Origin of the sequence: Agromyces sp. NPDC057865 (genome assembly GCF_042796995.1) — a bacterium.
In the GTDB taxonomy this organism is placed as follows: domain Bacteria; phylum Actinomycetota; class Actinomycetes; order Actinomycetales; family Microbacteriaceae; genus Agromyces.
Window position 1 is genome coordinate 73,983 of sequence record NZ_JBHVMJ010000004.1, and the last position, 25,539, is coordinate 99,521.

The following is a 25,539-nucleotide window of genomic DNA, read 5'->3' on the forward strand; positions in this document are numbered from 1 at the left end:
GAGTGCGGGCGCGCATGTCGGCCCGACGTGGCACGATCGGGTGCATGACACGGATGCCCCGGCCCTACCCCCATCCGTCGGCCCACGCGGCCATCGTGCCGCCCTACCTGCTGGCGCGCATCGCACGAACCGACGATCCCGCCTACGCGGACGCCGCCGACGCCGCCCGACGTTCCTTGCTCCGCGATGCGCCGCTGCGCGAGTTCCGCGTGGCCGGCGAGCTGCCGTCGTTCATGGGGCCCGAGCGTCCCGTGCGCGACGAGCGACCCGCCGCGGCGCCCGGCACCGCGCCGCAGCCCGACCGGCGCATCTCCGACGCCGAGGGCGACGACAAGCTGCCCGGGCGGCTCGTGCGCCGCGAGGGCCAGCCGCCGAGCGCCGACCCTGCGGTGAACCAGGCCTACGACGGACTCGGCGACACCTTCGAGATGTTCGCGCGCGTCTTCGCCCGCGACTCGATCGACGACGCCGGCATGCCGCTCGAGGCCACCGTGCACTACGGCGACCGCTACGACAACGCATTCTGGGACGGCGAGCGCATGGTGTTCGGCGACGGCGACGGCGACGTGTTCCGCGGGTTCACCGAGTCGATCAGCGTCATCGGGCACGAGCTCGCGCACGGCGTCACCGAGCGCACGGCGCGCCTGCGCTACCAGGGCCAGTCGGGTGCCCTCAACGAGCACGTCTCCGACGTGTTCGGCGCGCTCGTCGAGCAGTACGCGATGGGGCAGGATGCCGCGTCGGCGACGTGGCTCATCGGCGAGGGCGTGTTCACCGACGCCGTGGAGGGTCGCGCCATCCGCTCGATGAAGGAGCCCGGCACCGCGTACGACGACGACGTGCTCGGACGCGACCCCCAACCCGACCACTTCGACCGCTACATCGAGACCGACGAGGACAACGGCGGGGTGCACCTCAACTCGGGCATCCCCAACCGCGCCTTCGCGCTCGCGGCCATCGAGCTCGGCGGGTTCGCGTGGGAGACGGTGGGTCGTATCTGGTACGACGTGCTCACGTCGGGTCGGCTGGAGCCCGACACCGACTTCGCGACGTTCGCGACCGAGACGGTTCGCGCGGCGCGCGAGCGCTACGGGCGCACCTCGCCTGAGGCGCGGGCGGTCGCGAACGGGTGGGAGAGCGTCGGCATCGAGGTGCCGCCGACGTCGTGACCCGCACGGCCGGGTCGGCTTCACGCCCGGGTCGGCTCGGCGGCGCCGGGAGTACGATCGCGGCATGGACGTCATCGTGTCGCGGAGCGGCGGCCTGGCGGGCCTGCGGCTCACGTGGGAGGTGCGCGTCGACGAGCAGCCCGACGCCGACGACTGGTACCTCCTCATCGAGGAGATCCCCTGGAGCCAGCCCCCGCCCGTGCCGCCTGAGCCCGACCGGTTCGTCTACCGGATCCGGTGCGCGCCGCACGAGGCGACGCTCGCCGAGCGCCAGCTCACCGGGCCGTGGCGGAAGCTGGTCGACCGGGTGCAGGAGACGACGGAGCCGGAGCGGAGAGCCGCACCACGCCGAGCGCGATGAGGCCCTGCGCGGCGAGGTACGTCGACATGACCGTGAGGTCGTGCAGAGAGAACTCGTAGCCCGGCAGGAAGCGCCCGAGCGCGAGCACCGAGTCGGACACCACGAACAGTGCGCCGCCCAGCGCGACGACGCCCCCGACCCCGCCGGCCAGCGCCGCCATCGCGCCGAGCACGAGCCCGTAGATCGCGACGGGCACGAACAGCACGCCGAGGTCGGGTCCGAGCAGGGCGAGGAATGCGGCGTACCAGGCGACGTAGACGACCGTCCACAGCGGGAGGCGCCGGCCGCGGGGACGCAGCCGGAGGAACAGCACGATGTACGCCACGTGCCCGACAAGGAACAGGCACAGCCCGACGACGAAGAGCAGCTGGCCCGGGAACGACAGTGCGACGTCGCCACCCCACGACAGCGCGATCGCCAGCAGCAGGAGGCCGATCGTCCGGCCGCGCAGCGGCCGGGCGACCATCATCACCGCGAGCGCGAGCAGCGGCATCAGGAGGGCCTTCGTCGCGGTGACCGCCCATGCGGGCCCGGTGTAGAGCAGGACGAGGTGCGCGGCCGACAGCACCAGGTAGGGCAGGAAGGCCGGCAGGAGCCGGCGGCGGTCGCCGGAATCGGGGCGGGAATCGGTCACGTCGTCGTGCCTCTCGGGGTCGGGTCCTCCCGATCGTAACGGGCGTCGGCCCGGCAGCTGCGCCGAGGCCCCCTACGAGCCGCAGCGGGCATGGCGAAGGCCGGCGGGAACGTCGCCCGCCGGCCTTCGCCCGGTTCGCTGGGGCTCAGCTCACGCCGAGCAGGTCGATCACGAAGATCAGGGTCTTGCCGCTGAGCTGGTGGCCACCGCCCGCGGGGCCGTAGGCCTTCTGCGGGGGCACGATGAGCTGGCGGCGACCGCCGACCCGCATGCCCGGGATGCCCTCCTGCCAGCCGGCGATGAGAGCCTGCAGCGGGAAGTTGATGGACTGCCCGCGGCTCCACGACGAGTCGAACTCGTCGCCGGTGTCGTACTCGACGCCGAGGTAGTGCACATCGACGGTCGAGCCCGGGGTGGCCTCGGGGCCGTCGCCGACGACGATGTCCTCGATGACGAGCTCGACGGGGGCCGGGCCCTCGGGGGCGTCGACCTCGGGCTTGCTGTTGGTGTCAGTCATGCGTTCCATCCAACTGGAGACGGCCGTCGCGGACAACCGTCCACCCTCCTCTTGCGCTGACTGCGAACAGCCTGCACGCTGGAATCCGGAGAACTCGTCGCCCGGTAGAGATGTCGGCATTGCCACACCACAAGGCGGCGAGTTTCCTTGTGTACGGGAGCCGTCAGCCGTCCATGAGCCGGGAGCGGATCAGGAAGCGCACGCCCTCCGGCGCCTCCACCGAGAATCCGCTGCCCCGGCCGGGCACCACGTCGACGACGAGGTACGTGTGCCGCCAGTAGGCGAACTGCTCGGCGCTCATCCAGAACGGCGCCACACGAGCATCGCCGCCGCCGCCGGCGCCGTCGCCGCCGGGCCCGAGGTCGAGCTCGCCGAGGAGCACGTCGGCGTCGCCGGTGAGGAACTCCCCCGCGGGGTAGCACATCGGGGCGCTGCCGTCGCAGCATCCGCCCGACTGGTGGAACATGAGGGGGCCGTGCTTCGCCCAGAGCCGGTCGAGGAGCACCGCCGCCGCGGGTGACAGCTCCACCCGCGGCGACGACTCCCCACCGATCGTGACGGACGCGACGACACCGTGGGCCAGGCGTGCCAGGGACATCGGTCCGCTCCGATCAGAAGAACCCGAGCGGATTCTCGCTGTAGCTGACGAGGAGGTTCTTCGTCTGCTGGTAGTGGTCGAGGGCCTGCTTGTTGTTCTCGCGTCCGATGCCCGAGGATTTGTAGCCGCCGAACGCCGCACCCGCGGGGTACGCGTGGTAGTTGTTCACCCACACGCGGCCGGCCTGGATGTCGCGGCCGGCGCGGTAGGCCTCGTTGCCATTGCGGCTCCAGACGCCGGCGCCGAGCCCGTAGAGCGTGTCGTTCGCGATCGCGATCGCGTCGTCGTAGTCGCGGAAGCTCGTGACCGCGACGACCGGCCCGAAGATCTCCTCCTGGAAGAGCCGCATGCGGTTCTGGCCCTCGAAGATCGTCGGCGCGACGTAGTAGCCCTCGCTGAGGTCGCCGCCGAGGTCGACCCGCTCGCCGCCGAGCAGCAGCTTCGCGCCCTCCTGCTTGCCGATGTCGATGTAGCTCAGGATCTTCTCGAGCTGGTCGTTCGACGCCTGCGCGCCGACCTGGGTCTCGGTGTCGAGCGGGTTGCCCTGCTTCGCCAGCTTGGTGCGCTCGATCGCATCGTCGAGGAAGGTGTCGTAGATGGACTTCTGGATCAGCGAGCGGCTCGGGCAGGTGCAGACCTCGCCCTGGTTGAACGCGAACAGGCTGAAGCCCTCGAGCGCCTTGTCGTAGAACGAGTCGCGGCGGTCGGCGACCGACTCGAACACGATGTTCGGGCTCTTCCCGCCGAGCTCGACGGTCGACGGGATGATGTTGTTCGACGCGTACTGCAGGATGAGCCGGCCGGTCGTCGTCTCGCCCGTGAAGGCGATCTTGCGGATGCGGTTCGACGACGCGAGCGGCTTGCCGGCCTCGACGCCGAAGCCGTTCACGACGTTGAGGACGCCGGCCGGGAGCAGGTCGGCGATGAGCTCGACGAGCACGAGGATCGATGTCGGCGTCTGCTCGGCCGGCTTCAGCACGACCGCGTTGCCTGCCGCGAGCGCCGGCGCGAGCTTCCACACGGCCATGAGCAGCGGGAAGTTCCACGGGATGATCTGCCCGACGACGCCGAGCGGCTCCTGGAAGTGGTATGCGACGGTGTCCTCGTCGAGCTGCGTGAAGCTGCCCTCCTGCGCCCGGACGAGGCTGGCGAAGTAGCGGAAGTGGTCGCTCGCGAGCGGCAGGTCGGCGTTGAGCGGCTCCCGCACGGACTTGCCGTTGTCCCACGTCTCGGCCACCGCGAGCAGCTCGCGGTGCTGGTCGATGCGGTCAGCGATGGCGTTCAGGATGCCCGCGCGGTGCGCGGCGCTCGTGCGGCCCCACGCGGGGGCCGCCTTGTGCGCGGCATCCAGTGCCGCGTCGATGTCCGCGGCGGTGCCGCGGGCGACCTCGGTGAACGGCTTGCCGTTCACGGGCGAGATGTTCTCGAAGTAGGCGCCTTCGGCGGGCTTCACCCACTCGCCGCCGATGAAGTGCTCGTAGCGCGGCTTGAACTCGATCAGTGCGCCGGCGGTGCCGGGCGCGGCGTACACGGTCATCGTGTCTCCTCGACGTCGTCGTCTGTGCCCGAAGCGGGCGCTGCCACGCTAGGCGCGCACGGGTTGCCGCCCCGTTGCCCGAGGGTTGCAAGGACGTTGCAACGGGCTCAGCGCAGTGCGGCCTCGATGCGCTCGAGGTGCGCGACGACGGAGGCGCGTCGCGGCGAGCGCGGCGGCAGCACCCCGAGGAGCGCCCGCCAGACCTCGGCGTCGTAGCGGCACTCGTCGCGCTCGGCGTAGGCGGCGAGCACCTCGGGCGAGGCATCCGACAGCATGGATTCGCGCAGTCGCCCGGCGAGCTCGTCGCGCAGCCCCCACGATGCCGGGCGCCGTCGAGGCGGGCAGCACGGGGCCCGCGTAGCGCTCGGCGGCGCGCTTCAGCGAGCCCTGCGTGAGCAGCTTCGCCACGGATGCCGCGTCGAGGTCGACCTCGCGACCGAGGCGGTAGGGACGCGACTCGAGCGGCGGCTCCCCCGCGCCCTCGAGCACGCGACGGAGGCGCACGAGCTCGGCGCGGAGCGTGACGGGCGACGCCTCGGTCTCGTAGACGAGGCTCGCGAGGCGCTCGGCGCCGAGGCCGCGCGGATGCCACGCCAAGAGCGTGAGGATCTCGGCGTGCCGCGGGCTCAGCTCCACCGCGCCGAGTCGCGGACGACGCTCGCCGAGCACCGTGAGCGGCGTGCGCGTCGGACGCGGCGTGGGCACGGCGGTCATGCGCGACCGGCGAAGCGTCGCGCGCACCGTGGACTCGAGGCTCGCGATGCGCAGCTCCGCCTCGACGGCGGCGACCGTCGCCTGCACGAGCGAGAGGGTGTGCGGCGCGACGGCGTGGTCGGTGCCCGTGATGTCGATGACGCCGAGGAGCTCGCCGCTGGCCGGGTCGTGCACGGGCGCCGCGGTGCAGCTCCACGGGTGCACGATCCGGTTGTAGTGCTCGGCGCCCCGGATCTGCACGGCGCGGTCGAGCTGCAGGGCCGTGCCGGGCGCGCTCGTGCCGACGCTCGCCTCCGACCAGTCGGCGCCGGCGATGAACAGCATGTCCTCGGCGCGTCGACGGAGCCCGGGGTCGCCCTCGACCCAGAGCAGCCGGCCGTGCTCGTCGCCCACGGCGACCACGAGGCCCGCGTCGTCGGCGCCGTCGACGAGCAGCCGGCGGATGACGGGCAGCACGGGCGCGAGCGCATGCGAGGCGCGGTACTCGCGGAACTCGTCCTCGTCGAGCTCGACCCGCGGCAGCGCGTGGTCGGGATCGATCTGCCCGCGGAGGGCCCGCTCCCACGACTCCCGCACGACGGGGCGGAGGGTGGGCGGCACGGTGCCGGTGGCGATCGCCGTCTCCTGGGCGCGCAGCAGCCGGTCGCGCAGGTCGTGCAGGTCGTAGCCCTGCGGATGCCGCGGCACGGGCATGCCGTCTCCGATCGCCGTCGATTCCGGATGCCGTCATCATAGTCGCGGCATCCGGGCGGCATCGGGGCGTGCGGTCAGCCCAGCAGCGCTGCGCGATCCGCCACGACGGCCCGCAGGAGCGCATCCTCGTCGACCGACGAGCGGAGCCCGGACCGCCCGGTGACGAGCCGCTGGCGCGTGAACGCCAGGTGCGTGGCATCCGTGATCAACCGCCGCATCTCGGCGGTGCGCGGCGGCGTCTGCTGCCTCGCCCACGCGCGCGCCTGCCGCCGGCCCGCCGGCGTGGCGAGCATCTGCACCTCGGCCGGGCTGAACCAGCCGGCCGCGCCGTACTCGGCGAGTCGTGTGCGCGTGACCCTGACCTCCTCGCGCCGGAGGAACACGGTCACGAGTATGAAGCCGATGAAGATCGGCACCTGAACGGTGAAGTACAGGCCGATCGCGTCGTCGGCGAACGCGAGCGAGCCGTTCCAGAGCGCGTGCAGCAGGATCGCGCCGGTCAGGCCGAGGAGGAACCAGCCGATCACGCCCGCGCCGCCGCCGCGTCGGGCGCCGATGCCGATGGCGATGCCCGTGCAGGCGGTGAACAGCACGTGCGCGAACGGCGAGAAGATGCCACGCACGACGAAGGTCGCGCCGAGCTCCTCCGCGCCGCCCTCGATGAGCGCGGCCCCGAAGTAGAGGATGTTCTCGGTGAACGCGAACCCCGCGGCGACCGTCGCGCCGTAGACGAGCCCGTCGACCGGACCGTCGAAGTGCGACCGCGAGAAGGCGAAGATGAGCAGCACGCCGATGCCCTTCGCCGTCTCCTCGACGATGGGCGCCTGCACGACGGCCTGCATCGCCTCGTCGAGCGTCGCGCCCGACTCGGCGTACGCGACGGCGAGCTGGATGCCGAGGTCGACGACGAGGGCGAAGGCGACCGAGACGGCGGCACCCCAGAGGAACGCGAACCAGAGCGCCCATCGCGGCTCGGGCTCCCAACGGTCGACCCACCGGATGGTCAGCAGCACGACCGCGAGCGGCAGGAGCGCGAGCGCCGCGCCGAGGGCGACGGTGGGCACCCCGAGCGCGAGCGCGAGGTAGCCGACCACGAGCAACCCGACCGAGCCGGCGATCACGATGCCGGTGACGGCGAACGCGATGCCGCCGGTGCGCCTCTTAGGGGGCGGGGCCGACCACAACGGGGGCGCGGGCGACGGGTTCGGCGGCGGAGGCTGCAGCGGCACGGTGCTCACTCGCGCAGCATACCGAGCGGGTGCGTCAGCGGCCGGATGCCTCGAACATGACGCCCGGGTTGAGGATGCCGGTCGGGTCGAACAGCGCCTTGATCCCCCGCTGCAGCTCGAACGAATCCTCGCCCAGCTCGTCGGCGAGCCAGCGTCGCTTCAGGATGCCGACGCCGTGCTCGCCCGTGAGCGTGCCGCCGAGCGCGACCGCCGCGCGGAACATCTCGTCGGCCGCCGCCCAGACGTGCGCGGGAACCTCGTCTCCGGTGAAGACGAAGTTCGGGTGCAGGTTGCCGTCGCCCGCGTGCGCGAGCGTCGGGATCTCCACGCCGTGGCGCCGACCGATCTCCTCGATCGCGCGGAACATCTCGGGGAGGCGCGAGCGCGGCACGGCGACGTCCTCGATGAGCACCTGTCCCGATGCGGCGAGCGCCGGGTGCATCGAGCGACGGATCGCGAGGAGCCGCTCGCCCGTCGCGGCATCCGTCGACACCGTGACCCGGCCGCCGGCGCCCGCGAACGCCTCGCCGATGCGCGCCGCCTCGGCGACGGACGCCCCGCCGTCGCTCTGCGCGACCAGGAACGCCTCGTCGGGCGCGAGCGACTCGAGGGGCGTGCCGGCGAGCTCCTCGGGTCCGAGGTGCGCCGCGACCCGGGCGAGGCCGGCCGCGTCGATGAGCTCGAGCACTGCGGGCCTGATGCGCGCGGCGGTGACGGCGGCGGATGCCGCGGCGGCCGCCTCGACGTCGGGGAACACCGCCGCGACCGTTACCACGTCGCCGGGCGTCAGGGGCCGCAGCCGCAGCGTCGCCTCGACGATGACGCCGAGCGTGCCCTCGGAGCCGACCATGAGCGCCGTGAGGTCGTAGCCCGTGACGCCCTTCACGGTGCGGTGCCCGGTGCGCAGCAGGCGTCCGTCGGCGAGCACGACGGCCAGCCCGAGCACGGCCTCGCGCGTGACGCCGTACTTCGCGCACAGGAGGCCGCCGGCGTTCGTCGCGATGTTGCCGCCGATCGACGAGATCGCGCGGCTCGCCGGGTCGGGCGCGAACCAGAGTCCGAGCGGTGCGAGCGCGGCGTTGAGGTCGCCGTTGAGCACGCCCGGCTCGACGACGGCGAGCTCGTCGGCCTCCGAGACCTCGAGGATCCGGTTCATGCGCGTCACGTCGAGCACGATCGCACCCGGGCTCGCGAGCGCCCCGCCCGCGAGGCCCGTGCCCGCGCCGCGCGGCACGACGGGCGTGCCGGTGGCGTGCGCGAGGCGCATGACGGCCTGCACGTCGTCGACGGATGCCGCGTGCACGACCGCCAGCGGCGGGGTCGCGCTGCGCCAGCCCGACTTGTCCTCGCGCGTCGCGTCGAGCACGGCGGGGTCGGTGATGACGGATGCCCCGAGGGCGTCCTGGAGGCGGGCGAGCACGTCGGTCGGCATCCGACCACGCTAGCCGCTGCGCCCGGCCGGCCGTGTCGGCGGGGCTCCATCGCGCATCGGAGGCCATGTCCGATTCCCGCTGGTCGATGTCGGTGCCGCGTGCGAGGCTGGACGCATGACCCCGCCGAACGCCACCGCCACGCGGCCCGCCGATCCCCTCGCCGACCCCGTGTTCGCCGAGCGGTACCGCGCCATGCGCGCCCGCGACGCACGATTCGACGGCCAGTTCATCACGGGCGTGCACTCGACCGGCATCTACTGCCGGCCGAGCTGCCCGGCGGTCTCCCCCAAGGCCACGAACGTGAGCTTCTACCTCACCGCTGCGGCGGCGCACGAGGCGGGGCTGCGCGCCTGCAAGCGCTGCCTGCCCGACGCGGTCCCCGGCTCCCCCGAGTGGGACCTGCGCGACGACCTCGCCGCACGCGCCATGCGGCTCATCGCCGACGGCGTGGTCGAGCGCGAGGGCGTGCCGGGCCTCGCCGCGCGTCTCGGCTACACGCCGCGCCACCTCACCCGCGTGCTCACCGCCGAGCTCGGCGCCGGGCCCCTTGCGCTCTCGCGAGCGCACCGGGCGCAGACGGCGCGTGCACTGCTCACCTCCACGTCACTGCCCGTCGCCGATGTCGCGTTCGCGTCGGGGTTCGGCAGCATCCGCCAGTTCAACGACACGATCCGCGCGGTGTACGAGCGCAGCCCGCTCGAGCTCCGGGCGACGGCGCGTCTGCGCGATCGCGGGCTCGCGGCGCCCGTCGCGCACGCCGGCGGCGACGACGGGGTCGCGCCGGGCTCGGTGCCGGGCGCCGAGGCCGACCCGCACGGCGGACTCGTGCGACTGCGGCTGCCCGCCCGGGCGCCCTTCGACGCGGCGGGCGTGTTCACCTGGCTCGGTACGCGCGCGCTCGACGGCGTCGAGGAGGCGGGCGCGCTGCACTACCGGCGCACGCTCCGGCTCCCCGGCGGGCCGGCGCTCGTGGGGTTCGAGTCCGGCGGCGACGTCGACGCCCCCTCGATCGACGTCGAGGCGCGCCTCGCGACGCTCGCCGACCTGCCGCCACTCGTCGCCCGCGTGCGACGACTGTTCGACCTCGACGCCGACGCCGTGGCGATCGACGAGGCCCTCGCGGCCGACCCGCGCCTCGCGGCATCCGTCGCCGCCGTCCCCGGCATCCGCGTGCCCGGATGCCTCGATCCGCACGAGCTCGTCTTCCGGGCGCTCATCGGACAACAGGTCTCGGTGAAGGCCGCCCGCACGGCGCTCGTGCGCCTCGCCGCCGAGCTCGGCGAGCACGTCGGCGACGGACCGTCGGTGCTCTTCCCCACGACGGCGGCGATCGCCGAGGAGGGCGAGCGCGTGCTCCGCGGCCCCGCCGCGCGCATCCGCACGATCGTCGACGTCGCCCGCCGGCTCGAGCACGGCGACCTCGTGGTGTCGGCCGACCGCGAGCGCGAGGAGCTCGCGCGCGACCTCCTCGCGGTGCCGGGGATCGGGCCGTGGACCGCGGGGTACGTGTCGATGCGCGTCACCCGTGCGCCCGACGTGCTGCTCACGAGCGACCTCGTGCTGCGCTACGGCGCCGCCGCGCTCGGGCTGCCGTCCGACGCGGCCGCGCTCGCGGCCGAGGGTGTCCGCTGGGCACCGTGGCGCAGCTACGCGTCGATGCACCTCTGGCGCGCCGCGCCCTAGACGTCCGATGTCTGCGCCGGTTCGCGCTACGATGCCGGAATGGCGGTCACCGACGAAGCGATCCTGCGCATCAAGGAGATGATCATCGCGGGCGACCTCGCCCCCGGCGATCGGCTCCCGCCCGAGAAGGAGCTCAGCGAGCGGCTCGGGCTCTCGCGGTCGTCGCTGCGCGAGGCCGTGAAGGCGCTGGAGGTCATCCGCGTGCTCGACGTGCGGCGCGGCGACGGCACGTACGTCACGAGCCTCGAGCCGCGCCTGCTGCTCGAGGCGATGTCGTTCGTGGTCGACCTGCACGACGACCAGTCGGTGCTCGAGATCTTCGCGGTGCGCCGCATCCTCGAGCCCGCGGCATCCGCCCTCGCGGCCCGCAACGCCGACGAGGAGGCCGTCGCACAGTTGCGCGAGGTCGTCGCGAGCGTCGACCAGGCCGCCGACGTCGAGAGCCTCGTCGAGCACGACCTCGAGTTCCACCGCGGCATCGCCGAGGCGACCGGCAACACCTACCTCGCGAGCCTCATCGACTCGCTGTCGAGCCACACGGTGCGGGCGCGCATCTGGCGCGGCATCACCCAGGAGAACGCCGTCGGCCGCACCCTGCAGGAGCACCACGCCATCCTCGACGCGATCTCGGCCGGCGACGCCGACCTCGCCTCCGCGCTGACCGTCGTGCACGTGTCGGGCGTGGAGCAGTGGCTCCGCAGCGCCCTCTGAGCGCGCGCCTCGCCTGACACGCAGGTGTGCCCGGCGACCGAGGTCGGTCGCCGGGCACACGCTGTTCAGCGGATCAGCGGAACGTGGCGGTGAGCGCCTGCAGCGCCTCCACGAGCTCGGCACTCGCCGCGCCCTTCCGAACGGCGTTGTCGAGCTGCGCGATCACGGCCCGGCGCGACGCGGGCGAGTCGGCGAGGTCCTCCGCCTGCTCGACGCGCTTCCGCACGTCGTCCGCGACGTCGCCGGTGAGGTCGCCCACCTGCTCGGCGCGATCGATGAGCCAGTGGACCGTCGAGAACCCGGCGCCGTCCGAAATCCGGTAGGTCTCACCGCCCTCCACGTCGAACCGGATGGTGTGGCCGTCGAGGTCGCCGTCATAGTCCGCCACCGCTTCGAACCGCACTTCGTCGCCGTTCGAGTCCGTCACCTTCATGCGGGCGAGGTCGGTGCCCTTGAGGGTGACGGTCTGCGAGACGTCGGGGGTCAGCACGGCCTCGGTGAGGTCGCCGCCGGCCCACGCGATGTCGACCCCGACGTCGCCGCGAGCCCGCAGGCCCGTCACCGAGCCGGTGCCCCAGACCTCCGGCATCGCCGGCAGGAGTTCGATGGCGTCGCCCTGGGACTGCAGGAGCATCTCGGTCGCGCCGGCGGTGCCGCCGAAGTTGCCGTCGATCTGGAACGGCGGGTGCGCATCCCACAGGTTGTCGTACGTGCCCTGCTTCAGCAGGGTGCTGTACAGGACGTGTGCGCGGTCGCCGTCGCGGACCCGCGCCCAGAAGTTCAGCTTCCAGGCCATGGACCACCCCGTCGAGGAGTCGCCGCGCGTGTTCAGCGTGACCTTCATCGCGTCGACGAGCGCATCCTCCTCGGCGCTCCGCCCGGCCACGACCTGGTCACCGGGGTGCAGGGCGTAGAGGTGGTTGGTGTGGCGGTGGCTCCCGTCGCCCGTGAAGTCGATGGCGATGGGGTTCTGCCACTCCTGCAGCTGACCGCCCTGGTAGGTGCGGCCGCCCTGCGTGTACGTGCCCTTGGGCGCGATCTGCAGGCCGAGCATGCCGTCCTTCGCCGTGGCGATCTCGTCCAGGTACCCGTCCTCGGCGGCGCGCCCTTCGAGACCAACGGCGGCGTCGGCCGCGTCGAGTCGGTCGCCGAGCACGTCGTGGGCCTCGATCACGTCCTCGAAGAGGCCGCTCACCACGGACTGCGGCTCCGTCGCGCCGGCCGAGTACGGTCCGTGCTCGGGCGAGTACGAGGGGCTCACGACGAGCTTGTTGCTCTTCGTGTCGAGCACGAGGGTGTCCACCCAGAACAGGGCCGCGTCGCGGAGGAGGTCGTAGTGCTCCGCGAGGAAGTCGACGTCCTTCGTGTACAGGTAGTGCTCCCACACGTGCTGCGCGAGCCAGGCGCCGTCCTCGGGGCTGAAGAAGGCCGAGGATGTCGCGGGCGCGGTGTTGCCCCAGGTGTTGTTCTCGTGCCAGGTCGTCCACCCGCGCGTGCCCTCGCCGAAGACCCGCTCGACGCCCTCCGTGCCACGCGGCACGAGGCTGTCGATGTAGCTGATCAGCGGTTCGGTGAGCTCGGAGAGGTTCGTCTGCTCGGCCAGCCAGTAGTTCATCTGCAGGTTGATGTTCGCGTGGTAGTCGCTGGCCCATGGCGGGTTGGTGCCGTAGGCCCAGATGCCCTGCAGGTTCGCCGGGAGCGACCCCTCGCGCGACGACGCGATGAGCAGGTATCGGCCGAACTGGTAGTACAGCGTCTCGAGGTACAGGTTCTCGTCGGCGGTGTTGGTGCCGTCGCGGTACCCCTTGAGCAGCTGCGGCGTCGTCTTCGAGGTCGCGGATGCCACGTTGCCGAGGTTCAGCTCCACGCGGTCGTAGAGGGCCGAGTAGTCGGCGAGGTGCGTCTCGTACAGCGCGTCGAAGCCCTTGGCGGATGCCGCGTCGATGCGCTCCTCGACCTCGGGGAGCGGGTCCTGGCCGTCGAAGTAGTTGTTCAGCGGGTCCTCGCCCGGGTAGGGCTCGTCTGCGGTGATGTCCTCCTGGTAGTTGGTGTTCGTGGTGGTGAGCAGCACGACCGAGTCGGCGTCCTCGACGCGGATCGCGTTGCCGGACTTCACGAGCTTCGCGTGCTCGCCCTGCGGGATCACCTGGAGCTGCTGGGCGTAGTGCAGGGCGTCGTTGAACCGGTTGACGTCGTCGGCCGCCTGGTTGTGGCCGCCGACCCAGCCGGTCGCGGTGATGGTGTCGCCCTCGACCGTGAGCTTCTGCGGGTCGATGGGCTTGATCGAGAACGCCTGCGTGATCGCCCCGGGCTCGGAGGCGGTGAAGCGGATCGCCATGACCTGGTCGGGGTTCGAGACGAAGTACTCGCGCTCGAAGTCGACGCCGTCGCGCGTGTACGAGACCGAGGCCTTGCCGCCGTCGAGGTCGAGCTCGCGGCGGTAGTCGGTGACGGGGTCCTCCTCCTCGACGGGTGCGGTGGGCAGCACGTCGATCTCCGACATCTGCGGCTGCTGGCTGAGCTGCGAGAGCGCCGTGACCGTCATGCGGAACGCATCGTACGTACCGGGCACGTCGACCTCGAACTGCTTGTAGGCCTTGCGCTCGGAGCCGAAGCCCGCGTTGTCGACGGTGTCGATGAGCACCCAGGCGCCGGTGCCCGCCTTGCCGTAGAGCTTCCAGGTCTTGAAGTCGCGCCCGGGCACGTCGTTGCCGGTGGCGAGCCGGTAGGTCGTCACCGCGAACGGCGCCGTGTACGACCAGTCGACCGTGTACGGGTTGGCCTCGGTGATCTGCCCGGCGCCGTCGGCGTACATCTTCGTGCCGGTGTCACCGTCGAACAGGGACGGTGAGCGTTCGGCCGCGTTGCCGGGGTGCTCTCGGCTGGCGGTGGAGCTGACGAACTTCGGCGCGCCGCTCCCGGGGATCGGCACGTCGATCTCCGACATCTGCGGGTCGCCGTTGCCTGCGGTCGCGGTCACCGACATCCGGTACTGGTCGTACGAGCCGGGCACGTCGAGGGTGAACGACTTGTAGGTCTGCCTGGCGGAGCCGAACGCGGCATCCGTCACCGTGTCGACGACGACCCAGGAGCCGTCGCCCTTCCTCGCGGAGAGCACCCAGCTCGTGAAGTCGCGGTTCGGGCTGTCGTTGCCCGTCGCGAGCCGGTACGTCGCCGCGTCGAACGCCTTCGAGTACGACCACTCGACCTCGTACGGCTTGGCCGTGCTCGGGGCGCCGAACTTGTCGGCGTACATCTTCGTCTGCGTGGTGCCGTCGAACAGCGACCGTGTCGTCTCGCCGGCGTTGTTCGGGTTCGTGTAGTTCGCCGAGTACCCGGCGATCTCGATGACGTCGCCCGAGTTCATGACGATGGAGCTCAGCTGCCGGTAGCTGCCGAAGTTCGCCTTGTCGCCGACGAGCTGGTTGACGACGCCCGTGATCTCGTTCATCTTCGCCGAGCTCGGCGTCGTCGCGGGCGTGATGTTGCCGTTGGCGTCGACCGTCGCCGGGGCGGTCTCGTCCCACGCTGCCTGGATGAGGTCCTGGGCCTTCGTGATGTTGGCCGCGTTCTCCTCCGACGTCTTCGAGCTGAACCCGCCGTCGTAGGCCGGGTTCTGCCCCGGCCCGCCGGTCCAGTACGTGTGGTCGTTGATGATGATCTCGTCGCTGTCGACGCCGCCGAGGATGCTGGCGCCGAGGAAGCCGTTGCCGAGCGGGATGCTCTCCTTCTCCCAGGCTCCCGCCTTGTCGTTGGCCGGTCCCGCGGGTGCGGCGTACCAGGCCTTCAGCGCCGGCTGCTCGCCGAACGGCGGGGATTCCTCCGCTGCAGCGGGCGGCGTGCCCAGTGCGACGACAGCGCCCGCGGTCAGTGCGAGGGCGAGCGAACCCGAGATCCACCTCCTCCCGCGTCGTCTCGCGCCGAGCGCGGCGGTCCCATCCGTATGCAGTCGATCTGATGTCAGCACAGTTCTCTCTCCATTGATCGGGCACGGCGAAGCGAGCCGGGTCGCGTTCCCAACTGGTTGGATGCGTCACCGCAGCGCGCGGTGTGAGTGGTGCATCACGACAGCGGGGCATCCGAGCCGCTGCGCGGGATCAGGGGAGGAATCCTCCATCGCTCGACATGGGACTGGACATGGAAGAGGCGGGGTGCCTTGGACACCCCGCCTCTGCTCGCTCACTCGTAGAGGACGGCCTGGATCTCGTCGTCGTCGATGTTCGACACGTCGTACCAGTAGAAGCCGGTGTCGATCGTCTTCGGCAGCTCCTTGCCGTCGATCGCCTCGACGGCGGCCTTCACCGTCTCGTAGCCGATGCCGACCGGGTTCTGCGTGATCGCACCGAGCATGAGCCCGTCGCGGATCGCGTCCATCTGCGCCTTGCCCGAGTCGAAGCCGACGACGACGAGCTGCGTCGGGTCGATGCCGAGCTCCTTGACCGCCTGCACGACGCCGATCGCCGACCCCTCGTTCGAGCCGTAGATGCCCTTGAGGTCGGGGTTCGCCGCGATGATCGCCTTGGCGAGGTCGGCCGACTTGGCCTGGTCGCCGCCGCCGTACTGGATGTCGACGATCTCGATGTTCGGCTCGTTCTCCTCCATGTAGTCGACGAAGCCGTCGCGGCGCTGCTGGCCGGTCACGGACGTCTGGTCGTGCACGACGAGCGCGACCTTGCCCTCGTGGCCGACGGCCTCCGCCATGTGCTCGGCCGCCTCGGCGGCCGCGGCGAGGTTGTCGGTCGCGGCGGTCGTCAGCGGGATGTCGCTGTCGACGCCGGAGTCGAAGGCGATGACCGGAATGCTCTGGTCCTTCGCCTGCTGCAGCAGCGGGCCGGCCGCCTGGCTGTCGAGCGCGGCGAAGCCGATCGCCGCCGGGCTCTTGTCGAGGGCGGTCTGCAGCATCTGGATCTGCTGGTCGACGTCGGCCTCGGTGTCGGGGCCCTCGAAGGTGATCTCGACGTCGAACTCCTCGGCGGCCTGCTCCGCGCCCGCCTTCACGGCCTGCCAGAACTGGTGCTGGAATCCCTTCGAGATGAGGGCGACGTACGGCTTCTCGCCGTCGGCGGCCGCGGAGCCGCCCCCGTCGCTCGCGCAGCCGGCGAGGACGAGCGCCGCAGCCGCGAGGCCGACGACGGCCCCGATCGTGCGCTTCTTGAACATGGTCACTCCCTTGTGTCGGTGGTTCGGTGTTGGTGCTGTGTTGCGGATGATCCGGGGTGGGGTCCCGGTGGTCTCAGGCCCGCCGGCGGCGAAGCATGTCGAGGTAGACGGCGATCAGGATCACGATGCCGACCGCGACGGACTGCCATTCCTGCGGGACCGAGATGATGCGGAGGCCGTTGGTGAGCACGGCCATGATGAGGGCGCCGATGACGGTGCCGACGATGGAGCCCTTGCCGCCTTGCAGCGAGGTGCCGCCGATGACGACGGCGGCGATCGCCTCGAGCTCGAGGCCCATGCCGCCCGTCGGCTGCGCCGACGAGAGGCGGGACGCCGAGAGCACGCCGGCCAGGCCGACGAAGAGGCCGGCCATCGTGTAGATGATGATCTTCCAGCGGCGCACGTTCACGCCCGACAGCTCGGTCGCGGCCTCGTTCGAGCCGATCGAGAAGGCGTATCGGCCCACGATCGTCTTCGACAGGAGCAGCGCGGCCACGACGATCATGACGATGAAGATCACGACGCCGAGCGGGAAGCGCAGCCCCGGGATGATCGACAGGTTCATGATCTGCTGGAACTCGGGGGTGTCGTTGAAGTAGATCGGCTTCGTGCCCGAGATGACCAGCGACAGGCCCGCGGCGATGAGCATCATGCCGAGCGTCGCGATGAACGGCGGGATGCCGAAGATCGAGATGTTCACGCCGTTGACCAGTCCGATGAGCGCACCGAACAGGATCGTCGCGATCACGCCCGCCCAGAGCGGCCAGCCCCAGTACGTGAGGAACACGCCGGCCATGACGCCGCAGAGCACCATGCCCGTGCCGATCGACAGGTCGATGCCGCCCGTGATGATGACGAACGTCGTGCCGAGCGCGAGGATGCCCGTGACGGTCGCCGCGGTCAGGATCGAGATGAGGTTGTTCGCGGTGAAGAAGTGCGAGCTCGCGAACGAGAAGAACACGACGATGACGATGAGGCTCGCCGCTGCGAGCAGCTGCTGCAGCGAGCCGCGCAGCCGCGCGAACCGGGGTGTGCCGGCCTCGACCGCGGCATAGGCCGACGTCGAGGGCGTCTCGGTCGTCGGGGTGGTGGTGGGGCTCATGCGATGGTCCCTTCGGCGCTGAAGCGGGTGGCGTAGTCCATGACGTTCTCCTGGGTGGCGTCGGCGTTGTCGAGGACGGCGGTGAGCCGTCCCTCGGCCATGACGGCGATGCGGTCGGCGAGGCGGAGCACCTCGGGCAGCTCGGAGGAGATCATGACGATCGCCTTGCCCTGATCGGCGAGCTCGCGCAGCAGGATGTAGATCTCCTCCTTGGCGCCCACGTCGATGCCGCGCGTCGGCTCGTCGAAGATGAGGACGTCGCAGTCCTTCGCGAGCCACTTGGCGATGACGACCTTCTGCTGGTTGCCGCCCGAGAGGTTGCGCACGAGCTGCGCGGTCGACGGGGTCTTGATGCGGAGCTTCCGCACGTACTCCCGGCCGGTCGCCTCGATGCGGCCGCTCCTGACGAATCCGAGGGCGCCCACGTAGTCGCGGAGCGACGCGAGCACGATGTTCTCGCGCACGCTGCGCTCGAGGAGGACGCCGAGCTGCTTGCGGTCCTCGGAGAGGTAGCCGATGCCGAGGCGCGCGGCATCCGCCGGGTTCTGGATGTTGACCTCGCGGCCGCGCACGGAGACCGCGCCCGCGTCGCGGCGGTCGGCGCCCACGATGGCGCGCGCCACCTCGGTGCGGCCGGCGCCCATGAGCCCGGCGAAGCCGAGGATCTCCCCCGCGTGCACGTCGAAGCTCACGTCGCGCAACAGCCGCTTCGTCGACAGCCCGCGTACGGAGAGCACGGGCTCCCCCTCGACGCGGCCGCCGGCCGGGCGCTGCTCGCCGCGCAGCTCGCGGCCGACCATGAGCGAGATGACCTCGCGCTGGTCGGTGGCGGCGGTCTCGAGCGTGTCGATGTAGCGCCCGTCGCGCAGCACGGTGATGCGGTCGGAGATGCGCGAGAGCTCCTCCATGCGGTGCGAGATGTAGATGACGCCGGTCTCGGGCGAGCGGAACCGGCCGATGAGCTCGAACAGCACGTCGACCTCGGCGTCGTTCAGCGCGGCCGTCGGCTCGTCCATGATGAGCACCTTCGCGTCGAACGAGAGCGCCTTGGCGATCTCGACCATCTGCTGCCGTGCGACGGTGAGCTGCTCGACGGGCTCCGCCGGGTCGAGCGCGAGGCCGAGGCGGTCGAACAGGTCCTGCGCGCGCCGGTTGAGGGCCCGGTCGTCGAGGAAGAGCCCACCGCTGCGGTGCTCGCGGCCGATGAAGATGTTCTGCGCGACCGTGAGGTCGGGCATCAGGTTGAACTCCTGGTGGATGATGCTGATGCCCTGCTCCTGCGCGTGACGGGGCCCGTCGATGACGAGCTCGTGCCCGTTCATCCGGAACACGCCCGCGTCGGGGGTGTAGATGCCCGCGAGGAGCTTCATGAGCGTCGACTTGCCGGCGCCGTTCTCGCCCACGAGGGCGAGCACCTCGCCGTGCCGCAGGTCGAGCCGCACGTCGTCGAGGGCCTGCACGCCCGGGAATCCCTTGCTCACGCCCTCGAGCTCGAGGAGCGGCACGCCGTCGACCGCGCTCATCGCGCGGCTCCCGTCGCGACGTAGGCGTTCACGACGCCCTTGCGGAGCAGGAGGTTGCCGTACGGGCGCAGCTCCCCCGTGCGGACGACGAGCCGCGCGGCGGCGGCGCGCTCGTAGAAGGCGAAGCGCTCGAGCTCCGCGACGCGGTCGGCCGGCGCGCTCGCGGCCTCGACCAGCTCGTGCTGCACCGCCAGCCGCTCGCCGCCCTCGGCGGCCATGAGGAGCACGGATGCGCCCTCGTATCCGTCGAGCGGGACGACCGTGCGGATCGCCTCGACCACCTCGGGCGACGGGAGGCCCGGGGTCTCGACGACCTGGGCGCCCATGCGGTGGGCGGGGAAGTTGGCGTCGGCGACGACGAGTTCGTCGCCGTGCCCGAGCCGATCGAGCGCGGCGAGCAGCTCGCCGGCGAGGATCGGGTGGATGCCGGTCAGCACCTGGGCCTCTCTTCCTTGAGATGGACGGGGATGAGTGTACTACTCATCCGATGTTTCGTGCGGATTCGTCGATGATTCGGGGTGATAGGCCAGATTCTGGGACGATCGATCTGATCTCTGGGTCGAGATAGACGCGTTCGGCGTTGCCCCCGAGCACCGCGTCGCGCTCGTCGGGCGCGAGGCGGTCGAGGCACGCGCGCATGACCTGCCAGGTCGGCTGGTACCCGCCGTGCGGCACCGACATGGGCCAGTCGCCGCCGTAGACGAGCCGCTCGGCGCCGAACGCGTCGAGCGCGAGGTCGAGCAGCGCGCCCACGGTCGCCTCGTCGAACGACACGCCCGGCAGGTGCAGGCCCGAGAACTTCGCCATGGTGTTCGGCAGGGCCGCGACGGCCCGCAGCTCGGCCTTCCACGCGGGGAGTGCATCGGTGCCGGCCGGCGGCTTCGCGAGGTGGTCGATGACGACCGTCAGCTCGGGCACGGCGCGCGCGACGCGACCGGCCGCGGCGAGGTGGCGGGGCCACGCGTCGGGCACGTCGAACACGAGGCCGTGCTCGGCCACGCGGCGCAGCGACGCCCGCACGTCGGGCAGGTCGAGGAAGTCGTCGCGCGGGTCGTCGTGCACCAGGTGGCGGATGCCGCGGAGCAGCGGCTCTCCGTCGAGCGCGTCGAGCGCCGAGGCGGCCGCGCGCTCGTCGTCGAGCGGCACCCATCCGACCACGCCGACGACCCAGTCGTTCGTCGCGGCGACGTCGAGCATGAAGCGGGTGTCGGCCGCGGTGTCGTCGGCCTGCACGAGGATGGCCGCGTCGACGCCCGCGGCCCGGAGCTCGGCGGCGGCCTCCTCGGGCGCGAAGTCCCGGTCGAGCGGACCGAGCTCGGGCGTGATCCAGGGGTACCCGCCCCGCGATCGATCCCAGAGGTGCAGGTGCGCGTCGACGATCCGGCCGCTCATGGGATCAGCCCCTCGTCGCGCAGGTCGGTCCAGAGCCCCTCGGGCACCTCGACGGCCAGCCGCGCCGCGTTCTCGCGCACGGAGCTCGCGCGAGCGGAGCCGACGACGACCGTGCGCACCGCCGGATGGCGCAACGGGAAGCGGAGCGCGGCGACCGGCAGCGACACGCCGCGTGCACGGCACGCCTCGGCGAGCCGTCGGGCGCGCTCGAGCACATCGCCGGGCGCCTCGGCGTAGTCGTAGCGGGCGCCGTCCGCGGGCGTGTCGGTCGCGAGCAGGCCCGAGTTGTAGGGCGCGGCCGCGACCACGCCGACGCCGCGCGCCTCGCACAGCGGCAGGAGGTCGTCGAGCGCGGGCTGCTCGAGCAGCGTGTACCGGCCGGCGATCATGACGAGGTCGAGGTCGCCCTCGCGCACGGCGCGCGCCGCGGCATCCGCGTCGTTCGTGCCGATGCCGATGGCGCCGACGACACCCTCGTCGCGCAGGCGCGCGAGGGCGGGCAGGCCCTCGGCGAGGCCCTGGTCGAGGTCGTACACGTCGGGGTCGTGCAGGTAGGCGATGTCGATGCGGTCGAGGCCGAGCCGTTCGAGCGAGTCCTCGATGCTCCGTCGGATGCCCGCCTCGCTCGGGTCGAAGCGCCGCACGAGGTCGTTGGGCACCGCGTAGGCGTCGGCGAGGTCGTCGCCGCCCGCGAAGTCGGGGTTCGGCTCGAGCACGCGGCCGACCTTCGTCGAGACGACCACCTCGTCGCGCGGCCGTCCGCGGAGGAATGCGCCGAGCCGTCGCTCCGACAGGCCGAGCCCGTAGTGGGGCGCGGTGTCGTAGTAGCGGATGCCGCCCTCCCACGCCGCCTCGAGGGCGGCCGAGGCGTCCTCGTCGGACACCGGGCGGTAGAGGTTGCCGATGGGCGCGGCCCCGAAGCCGAGCGGCCCGAGCCGTTCGGTGCTCGTCACGTCGTTCGCGGCTCCGCGATGCAGGGCGGTCATGCCGGCGCCACGGCGTGCGCGCCGTGCCAGGTGTAGGCGTCGACGGAGGCCTGCAGCATCTCGGTCGAGGCGCCGGGGGCGGTCGGCGCGAGGTAGCGCCCGCGGACGACCTCGGTGGGGACGGCGAAGTGCTCGTGGAGGTGGTCGACGTATTCGATCATGCGCCCGTCCATGCTGCCCGAGACTGCGACGTAGTCGAACATCGAGAGGTGCTGCACGGCCTCGCAGAGGCCGACACCGCCGGCGTGCGGGCAGACGGGGACGCCGAACTTGGCGGCGAGCAGGAGGTTCGCGACGTTCTCGTTGACGCCGCCGACGCGCGTGGCGTCGATCTGCATCACGGCCATGCCGCCGGCCTGCAGGAGCTGCTTGAACACGATCCGGTTCTGCACGTGCTCGCCGGTCGCCACGCGCACCGGCCGGATGCCGCGGGCGATCGCCGCGTGGCCGAGGATGTCGTCGGGGCTCGTCGGCTCCTCGATCCAGGCGGGGTGGAACTCGGCGAGGGCGTTCACCCAGGCGATCGCGTCGGACACGTCCCAGCGCTGGTTCGCGTCGATGGCGATCGGGAAGTCGGGACCCACCGCCCGGCGCGCGATGCCGAGGCGACGCACGTCGTCGTCGAGGTCGGCGCCGACCTTGAGCTTGATCTGCGGGAACCCATCGGCGACGGCCTCGCGGCACAGCCGCTCGAGCTTCTCGTCGGAGTACCCGAGCCAGCCGGGCGTCGTCGTGTACGCGGGATATCCGACCTCGAGCAGGCGCGCGGTGCGCTCGGCCCGGCCGGGCTCCGCCGCGCGGAGGATCGCGAGCGCCTCGTCGGGCGTGATCGCGTCGGTGAGGTAGCGGAAGTCCACGAGCGAGACGAGCTCCTCGGGGCTGAGGCTCGCGAGGTGCTGCCAGAGCGGGAGGCCGGCGCGCTTCGCGCGGAGGTCCCACAGGGCGTTCACGACCGCGCCGATCGCCATGTGCATGACGCCCTTCTCGGGGCCGAGCCAGCGCAGCTGCGAGTCGTGCATGAGCAGCCGCGACGTCGCGCCCATGTCGCCCAGGAGCTCCTCGACGTCACGGCCGAGCAGGTGGCCGCGCAGCGTGTCGATCGCCGCGACCTCGACGTCGTTGCCGCGTCCGATCGTGAACACGAACGCGTCGCCGGAGAGGCCGTCGGAGGCGTCCGTGCGGATCGTGACGTACGCCGCCGAGTAGTCGGGGTCGGGGTTCATGGCGTCCGACCCGTCGAGTTCGAGGGAGGTCGGGAAGCGGATGTCCCGGGTGTCAACACTGACGATCGTGCTCATGGCGTCCTTTCGTGGGCGACCTGAGCATAAACATCGGATGTCTCGGCTGTCAACATCTGAGATCTGTGCAAGAATCTCCATGATTCCACGGTCGCTCGGATCAGAGTTCCGATGTTCGACCACGCCACGATGGAGAGGACCCCCATGAGATTCGCCCGGCTCGGCAACGTGGGCACCGAGATCCCCGTCGTCCTCGACGGCGACGTGGCCCTCGACCTGCGCAGCGTGACGAACGACGTGGACGGGGCCTTCCTCGCCTCCGACGGCATCGCCCGCACGCGCGCCGCCCTCGAGGCGGGCGCCCTCCCCGTGCTGGCGGACGCCGGGTCACTGCGCGTCGGCGCACCCATCGCGCGTCCCTCGGCGGTGTACTGCATCGGCATGAACTACGCCGCCCACGCGGCGGAGTCGGGCTCGGAACCGCCCACGCGGCTGGTGATGTTCATGAAGTCCCCCAACACGGTCGTCGGCCCCTACGACGATGTCGCGATCCCGCGCGGCAGCACCAAGACCGACTGGGAGGTCGAGCTCGGCGTCGTGATCGGCCGTCGCGCGAGCTACCTCGCCTCGCCCGCCGAGGCGCGCGAGCACGTCGCCGGCTACGTCGTGGCGAACGACCTCTCGGAGCGGGACTGGCAGCTCGCGATCTCGGGCGGGCAGTGGTCGAAGGGCAAGAGCGCCCCGGGCTTCTGCCCCACCGGGCCGTGGTTCGTGACCGCCGACGACCTCGACGCCGACGACGTGCGCCTGACCAGCACGGTCAACGGCGAGCCGCGCCAGGACTCCCGCACCAGCGACCTCATCTTCGGCATCGACCGGATCGTGCACGAGCTCAGCCAGGTGCTCGCGCTCGAGCCGGGCGACCTCGTGCTCACCGGCACGCCCGAGGGCGTCGCGCTCTCCGGCCGCTTCCCCTACCTCGCCCCCGGCGACGTCGTCGAGCTCGAGATCGACGGCCTGGGGCGACAGCGCCAGCAGGTCGTCGCGGCCGCCTGACCCACCCGCTCCGCATCATCCAGCACCCACTTCGAGAGGACCGTCACCCACGATGTCGAACGACTTCACCGGACTCGTCGCGATCGTCACCGGCGGGGCATCCGGCATCGGCGCCGCGATCGCCCAGCGCCTGCGCTCGGGCGGCGCCACCGTCGCCGTGTTCGACCTGCGACCGGATGCCGCGCCGCACGCCGACCTCGCGGTCGCCGTCGACGTCGCCGACGACGCGAGCGTGCGCGCCGGCGTCGAGCGCGTCGTCGCCGAGCTCGGCCGCATCGACGTGCTCGTGAACAACGCGGGCATCGGCGCCCAGGGCACGGTCGAGGCGAACGACGACGACGAGTGGCACCGCGTGCTCGACGTGAACGTGGTCGGCATGGTCCGCGTGAGCCGCGCGGTCATCCCCCACCTGCGCCGCTCCCCCGCGGCCGCGATCGTCAACACGTCCTCCATCGCCGCCACGGCGGGGCTGCCCCAGCGCGCGCTCTACAGCGCGAGCAAGGGCGCCGTGGCCGCCCTCACCCGCGCCATGGCGGCCGACCACCTGCGCGAGGGGATCCGGGTGAACGCCGTGAACCCGGGCACCGCCGACACCCCGTGGGTCGGACGGCTCCTCGACTCGGCACCCGACCCGGCGGCCGAGCGCGCCGCGCTCGAGGCCCGCCAGCCGCACGGCCGGCTCGTCGCCGCCGACGAGGTGGCCGACGCCGTCGCGTACCTCGCGAGCCCGGCGGCCGGTTCGACCACGGGCGTCGCGCTCGCGGTCGACGGCGGCATGCAGGAGCTCCGGCTCCGGCCCGCCTCGAGCTGACGGGCGCGCCGCGCCGACGTGCCCCGGTTGTCGACGTCGTGGCGTCCCGGCATCCGTTCGTTGTACGCCATGCACATCGGCGGCGGCAACGCGGCCGATAGCCTAGACGGGTGAGATTCGCGCACCTCAGAGCCGAAGGCCAGACGACCCCTCGGCTCGCGGTGGTGGTGGCGGAGGCCGCGCTCTTCCTCGACGACGTCATGGAGCGGGCGCCCCGCGACCTGCAGGACCTCATCGAACGCGGCCGCGAGGGCCTCGCCGAGGTGCGGGAGGCCGTGGACGTCGCCCTCGGGAACGGCGCGGAGCTGACCGCCGTCTCGGAACTGCGCCACTCGTCCGCCGTGCTGCGTCCGGCCCAGGTCATCGCCATCGGCGCGAACTACGCGGCGCACGCCTCGGAGCTCAAGCTCCGCTCCGAGTCGGCCATGACGATCTTCTCGCTCTGGCCGAACTCGCTGGCGGGTCACGGCGCGACCACGACCTGGCCCGAGGACCTCACGACGCAGGTCGACTACGAGGCCGAGCTCGGCGTCATCACCGGCCGCCCGGCACGCGGCGTGCACGTGCGCGATGCGCTCGACTACGTCTGGGGCTACACCGTCGTGAACGACATCACGGCGCGCGACCTGCAGTTCAGCGAGGCGCAGTGGTCGCGGTGCAAGTCGTTCGACGGATTCACCCCGACGGGTCCTGTCGTGGTCACCGCCGACGAGATCGCCGACCCGCAGGACCTCTGGCTCACCACGAACCTCGACGGGCGCATCATGCAGGACGCGTCGACGAACGAGATGGTGCGCGGCGTCGCCGAGATCATCTCCTACCTCTCGCGGTCGGCGACGATCCCCGCGGGCACGCTCATCTCCACCGGGAGCCCCGGGGGCGCGGGCTACTCCCGCAACCCCCAGGTGTTCCTGCGCGACGGCTCCACCGTCACCGTGTCGATCGAGGGCATCGGCTCCCTGACGACCCACTGCCGCGTCGTCTGAGGCGAC

At 71.8% G+C, this 25,539-nt stretch carries 22 protein-coding genes; 7 read left to right on the forward strand and 15 right to left on the reverse strand.

The window, feature by feature from the left end; all coding sequences use genetic code 11:
* Nucleotides 1-44 precede the first annotated feature (44 nt).
* Together ACFVN5_RS18125 and ACFVN5_RS18130 are read left to right on the forward strand one after the other, a co-directional pair.
* A complete protein-coding gene (locus tag ACFVN5_RS18125) occupies nucleotides 45-1,169 on the forward strand; it encodes a M4 family metallopeptidase (protein ID WP_376956981.1) in 1,125 nt (374 codons plus the stop codon).
* Nucleotides 1,170-1,233: 64 nt separating this feature from the next.
* On the forward strand, nucleotides 1,234-1,530 hold the full coding sequence (locus tag ACFVN5_RS18130) for a protealysin inhibitor emfourin (protein ID WP_376956983.1): 297 nt from the start codon (nucleotides 1,234-1,236) through the stop codon (nucleotides 1,528-1,530).
* Here the strand turns inward: ACFVN5_RS18130 and ACFVN5_RS18135 are convergent.
* From ACFVN5_RS18135 to ACFVN5_RS18165, 7 genes are all read right to left on the reverse strand, one after another.
* Complete coding sequence (locus ACFVN5_RS18135) at nucleotides 1,445-2,164, reverse strand: lysoplasmalogenase family protein (protein ID WP_376956985.1); 720 nt, start codon at nucleotides 2,162-2,164, stop codon at nucleotides 1,445-1,447. The two genes, ACFVN5_RS18130 and ACFVN5_RS18135, sit on opposite strands and share 86 nt — an antisense overlap.
* A gap of 145 nt (nucleotides 2,165-2,309) precedes the next feature.
* Nucleotides 2,310-2,681, reverse strand: coding sequence for an FKBP-type peptidyl-prolyl cis-trans isomerase (locus ACFVN5_RS18140; RefSeq protein WP_376956987.1), 372 nt, complete (start codon nucleotides 2,679-2,681; stop codon nucleotides 2,310-2,312).
* Nucleotides 2,682-2,844: 163 nt separating this feature from the next.
* Nucleotides 2,845-3,279 carry a DUF779 domain-containing protein gene (locus ACFVN5_RS18145; RefSeq protein WP_376956988.1) on the reverse strand — a complete coding sequence of 145 codons (435 nt, stop codon included), beginning with the start codon at nucleotides 3,277-3,279 and terminating at the stop codon, nucleotides 2,845-2,847.
* Between the two features lie 13 nt (nucleotides 3,280-3,292).
* A complete protein-coding gene (locus ACFVN5_RS18150) occupies nucleotides 3,293-4,816 on the reverse strand; it encodes an aldehyde dehydrogenase family protein (protein ID WP_376956990.1) in 1,524 nt (507 codons plus the stop codon).
* Between the two features lie 48 nt (nucleotides 4,817-4,864).
* Nucleotides 4,865-6,223: a GAF domain-containing protein gene (locus ACFVN5_RS18155; protein ID WP_376956992.1), complete on the reverse strand. Its 1,359-nt coding sequence runs from the start codon at nucleotides 6,221-6,223 to the stop codon at nucleotides 4,865-4,867.
* A 74-nt stretch (nucleotides 6,224-6,297) separates the two neighbouring features.
* Entirely contained in the window at nucleotides 6,298-7,461 is a 1,164-nt protein-coding gene (locus ACFVN5_RS18160; protein WP_376956994.1) for a PrsW family intramembrane metalloprotease, read from the reverse strand.
* A 25-nt stretch (nucleotides 7,462-7,486) separates the two neighbouring features.
* On the reverse strand, nucleotides 7,487-8,884 hold the full coding sequence (locus ACFVN5_RS18165; protein WP_376956996.1) for an FAD-binding oxidoreductase: 1,398 nt from the start codon (nucleotides 8,882-8,884) through the stop codon (nucleotides 7,487-7,489).
* A gap of 115 nt (nucleotides 8,885-8,999) precedes the next feature.
* Between ACFVN5_RS18165 and ACFVN5_RS18170 the strand changes: the two genes are divergently transcribed.
* Together ACFVN5_RS18170 and ACFVN5_RS18175 are read left to right on the forward strand one after the other, a co-directional pair.
* Nucleotides 9,000-10,568 carry an AlkA N-terminal domain-containing protein gene (locus ACFVN5_RS18170; protein WP_376956997.1) on the forward strand — a complete coding sequence of 523 codons (1,569 nt, stop codon included), beginning with the start codon at nucleotides 9,000-9,002 and terminating at the stop codon, nucleotides 10,566-10,568.
* Nucleotides 10,569-10,607: 39 nt separating this feature from the next.
* Nucleotides 10,608-11,279 carry a FadR/GntR family transcriptional regulator gene (locus ACFVN5_RS18175; protein WP_376956999.1) on the forward strand — a complete coding sequence of 224 codons (672 nt, stop codon included), beginning with the start codon at nucleotides 10,608-10,610 and terminating at the stop codon, nucleotides 11,277-11,279.
* Between the two features lie 73 nt (nucleotides 11,280-11,352).
* Here the strand turns inward: ACFVN5_RS18175 and ACFVN5_RS18180 are convergent, their stop codons facing one another.
* The 8 genes from ACFVN5_RS18180 to ACFVN5_RS18215 form a co-directional block, all read right to left on the reverse strand.
* A complete protein-coding gene (locus ACFVN5_RS18180) occupies nucleotides 11,353-15,246 on the reverse strand; it encodes a glycoside hydrolase N-terminal domain-containing protein (RefSeq protein ID WP_376957001.1) in 3,894 nt (1,297 codons plus the stop codon).
* Between the two features lie 212 nt (nucleotides 15,247-15,458).
* A complete protein-coding gene (locus ACFVN5_RS18185) occupies nucleotides 15,459-16,439 on the reverse strand; it encodes an ABC transporter substrate-binding protein (RefSeq protein ID WP_376957003.1) in 981 nt (326 codons plus the stop codon).
* A gap of 73 nt (nucleotides 16,440-16,512) precedes the next feature.
* Complete coding sequence (locus tag ACFVN5_RS18190) at nucleotides 16,513-17,541, reverse strand: ABC transporter permease (RefSeq protein WP_376957005.1); 1,029 nt, start codon at nucleotides 17,539-17,541, stop codon at nucleotides 16,513-16,515.
* Nucleotides 17,538-19,064: a sugar ABC transporter ATP-binding protein gene (locus tag ACFVN5_RS18195; RefSeq protein WP_376957007.1), complete on the reverse strand. Its 1,527-nt coding sequence runs from the start codon at nucleotides 19,062-19,064 to the stop codon at nucleotides 17,538-17,540. The genes ACFVN5_RS18190 and ACFVN5_RS18195 overlap by 4 nt, the downstream gene beginning before the upstream one ends.
* On the reverse strand, nucleotides 19,061-19,501 hold the full coding sequence (locus ACFVN5_RS18200; protein WP_376957009.1) for an RbsD/FucU family protein: 441 nt from the start codon (nucleotides 19,499-19,501) through the stop codon (nucleotides 19,061-19,063). Before ACFVN5_RS18200 ends, ACFVN5_RS18195 begins: the two co-directional genes overlap by 4 nt.
* A 43-nt stretch (nucleotides 19,502-19,544) precedes the next feature.
* Entirely contained in the window at nucleotides 19,545-20,456 is a 912-nt protein-coding gene (locus ACFVN5_RS18205; RefSeq protein ID WP_376957011.1) for an amidohydrolase family protein, read from the reverse strand.
* On the reverse strand, nucleotides 20,453-21,442 hold the full coding sequence (locus ACFVN5_RS18210) for an aldo/keto reductase (protein WP_376957013.1): 990 nt from the start codon (nucleotides 21,440-21,442) through the stop codon (nucleotides 20,453-20,455). The genes ACFVN5_RS18205 and ACFVN5_RS18210 overlap by 4 nt, the downstream gene beginning before the upstream one ends.
* Nucleotides 21,439-22,740, reverse strand: a complete 1,302-nt coding sequence (locus tag ACFVN5_RS18215) for an L-fuconate dehydratase (RefSeq protein WP_376957014.1) — start codon at nucleotides 22,738-22,740, stop codon at nucleotides 21,439-21,441. The genes ACFVN5_RS18210 and ACFVN5_RS18215 overlap by 4 nt, the downstream gene beginning before the upstream one ends.
* A gap of 144 nt (nucleotides 22,741-22,884) precedes the next feature.
* On the opposite strand from ACFVN5_RS18215, the gene ACFVN5_RS18220 reads away from it, so the two are divergent.
* From ACFVN5_RS18220 to ACFVN5_RS18230, 3 genes are all read left to right on the forward strand, one after another.
* The gene (locus ACFVN5_RS18220) at nucleotides 22,885-23,736 is read left to right on the forward strand and encodes a fumarylacetoacetate hydrolase family protein (RefSeq protein ID WP_376957016.1); all 852 of its coding nucleotides are present in this window, start codon (nucleotides 22,885-22,887) and stop codon (nucleotides 23,734-23,736) included.
* 52 nt (nucleotides 23,737-23,788) lie between these two features.
* Entirely contained in the window at nucleotides 23,789-24,547 is a 759-nt protein-coding gene (locus tag ACFVN5_RS18225; RefSeq protein ID WP_376957018.1) for an SDR family NAD(P)-dependent oxidoreductase, read from the forward strand.
* A gap of 110 nt (nucleotides 24,548-24,657) precedes the next feature.
* Complete coding sequence (locus tag ACFVN5_RS18230; protein ID WP_376957020.1) at nucleotides 24,658-25,533, forward strand: fumarylacetoacetate hydrolase family protein; 876 nt, start codon at nucleotides 24,658-24,660, stop codon at nucleotides 25,531-25,533.
* Nucleotides 25,534-25,539 lie beyond the last annotated feature (6 nt).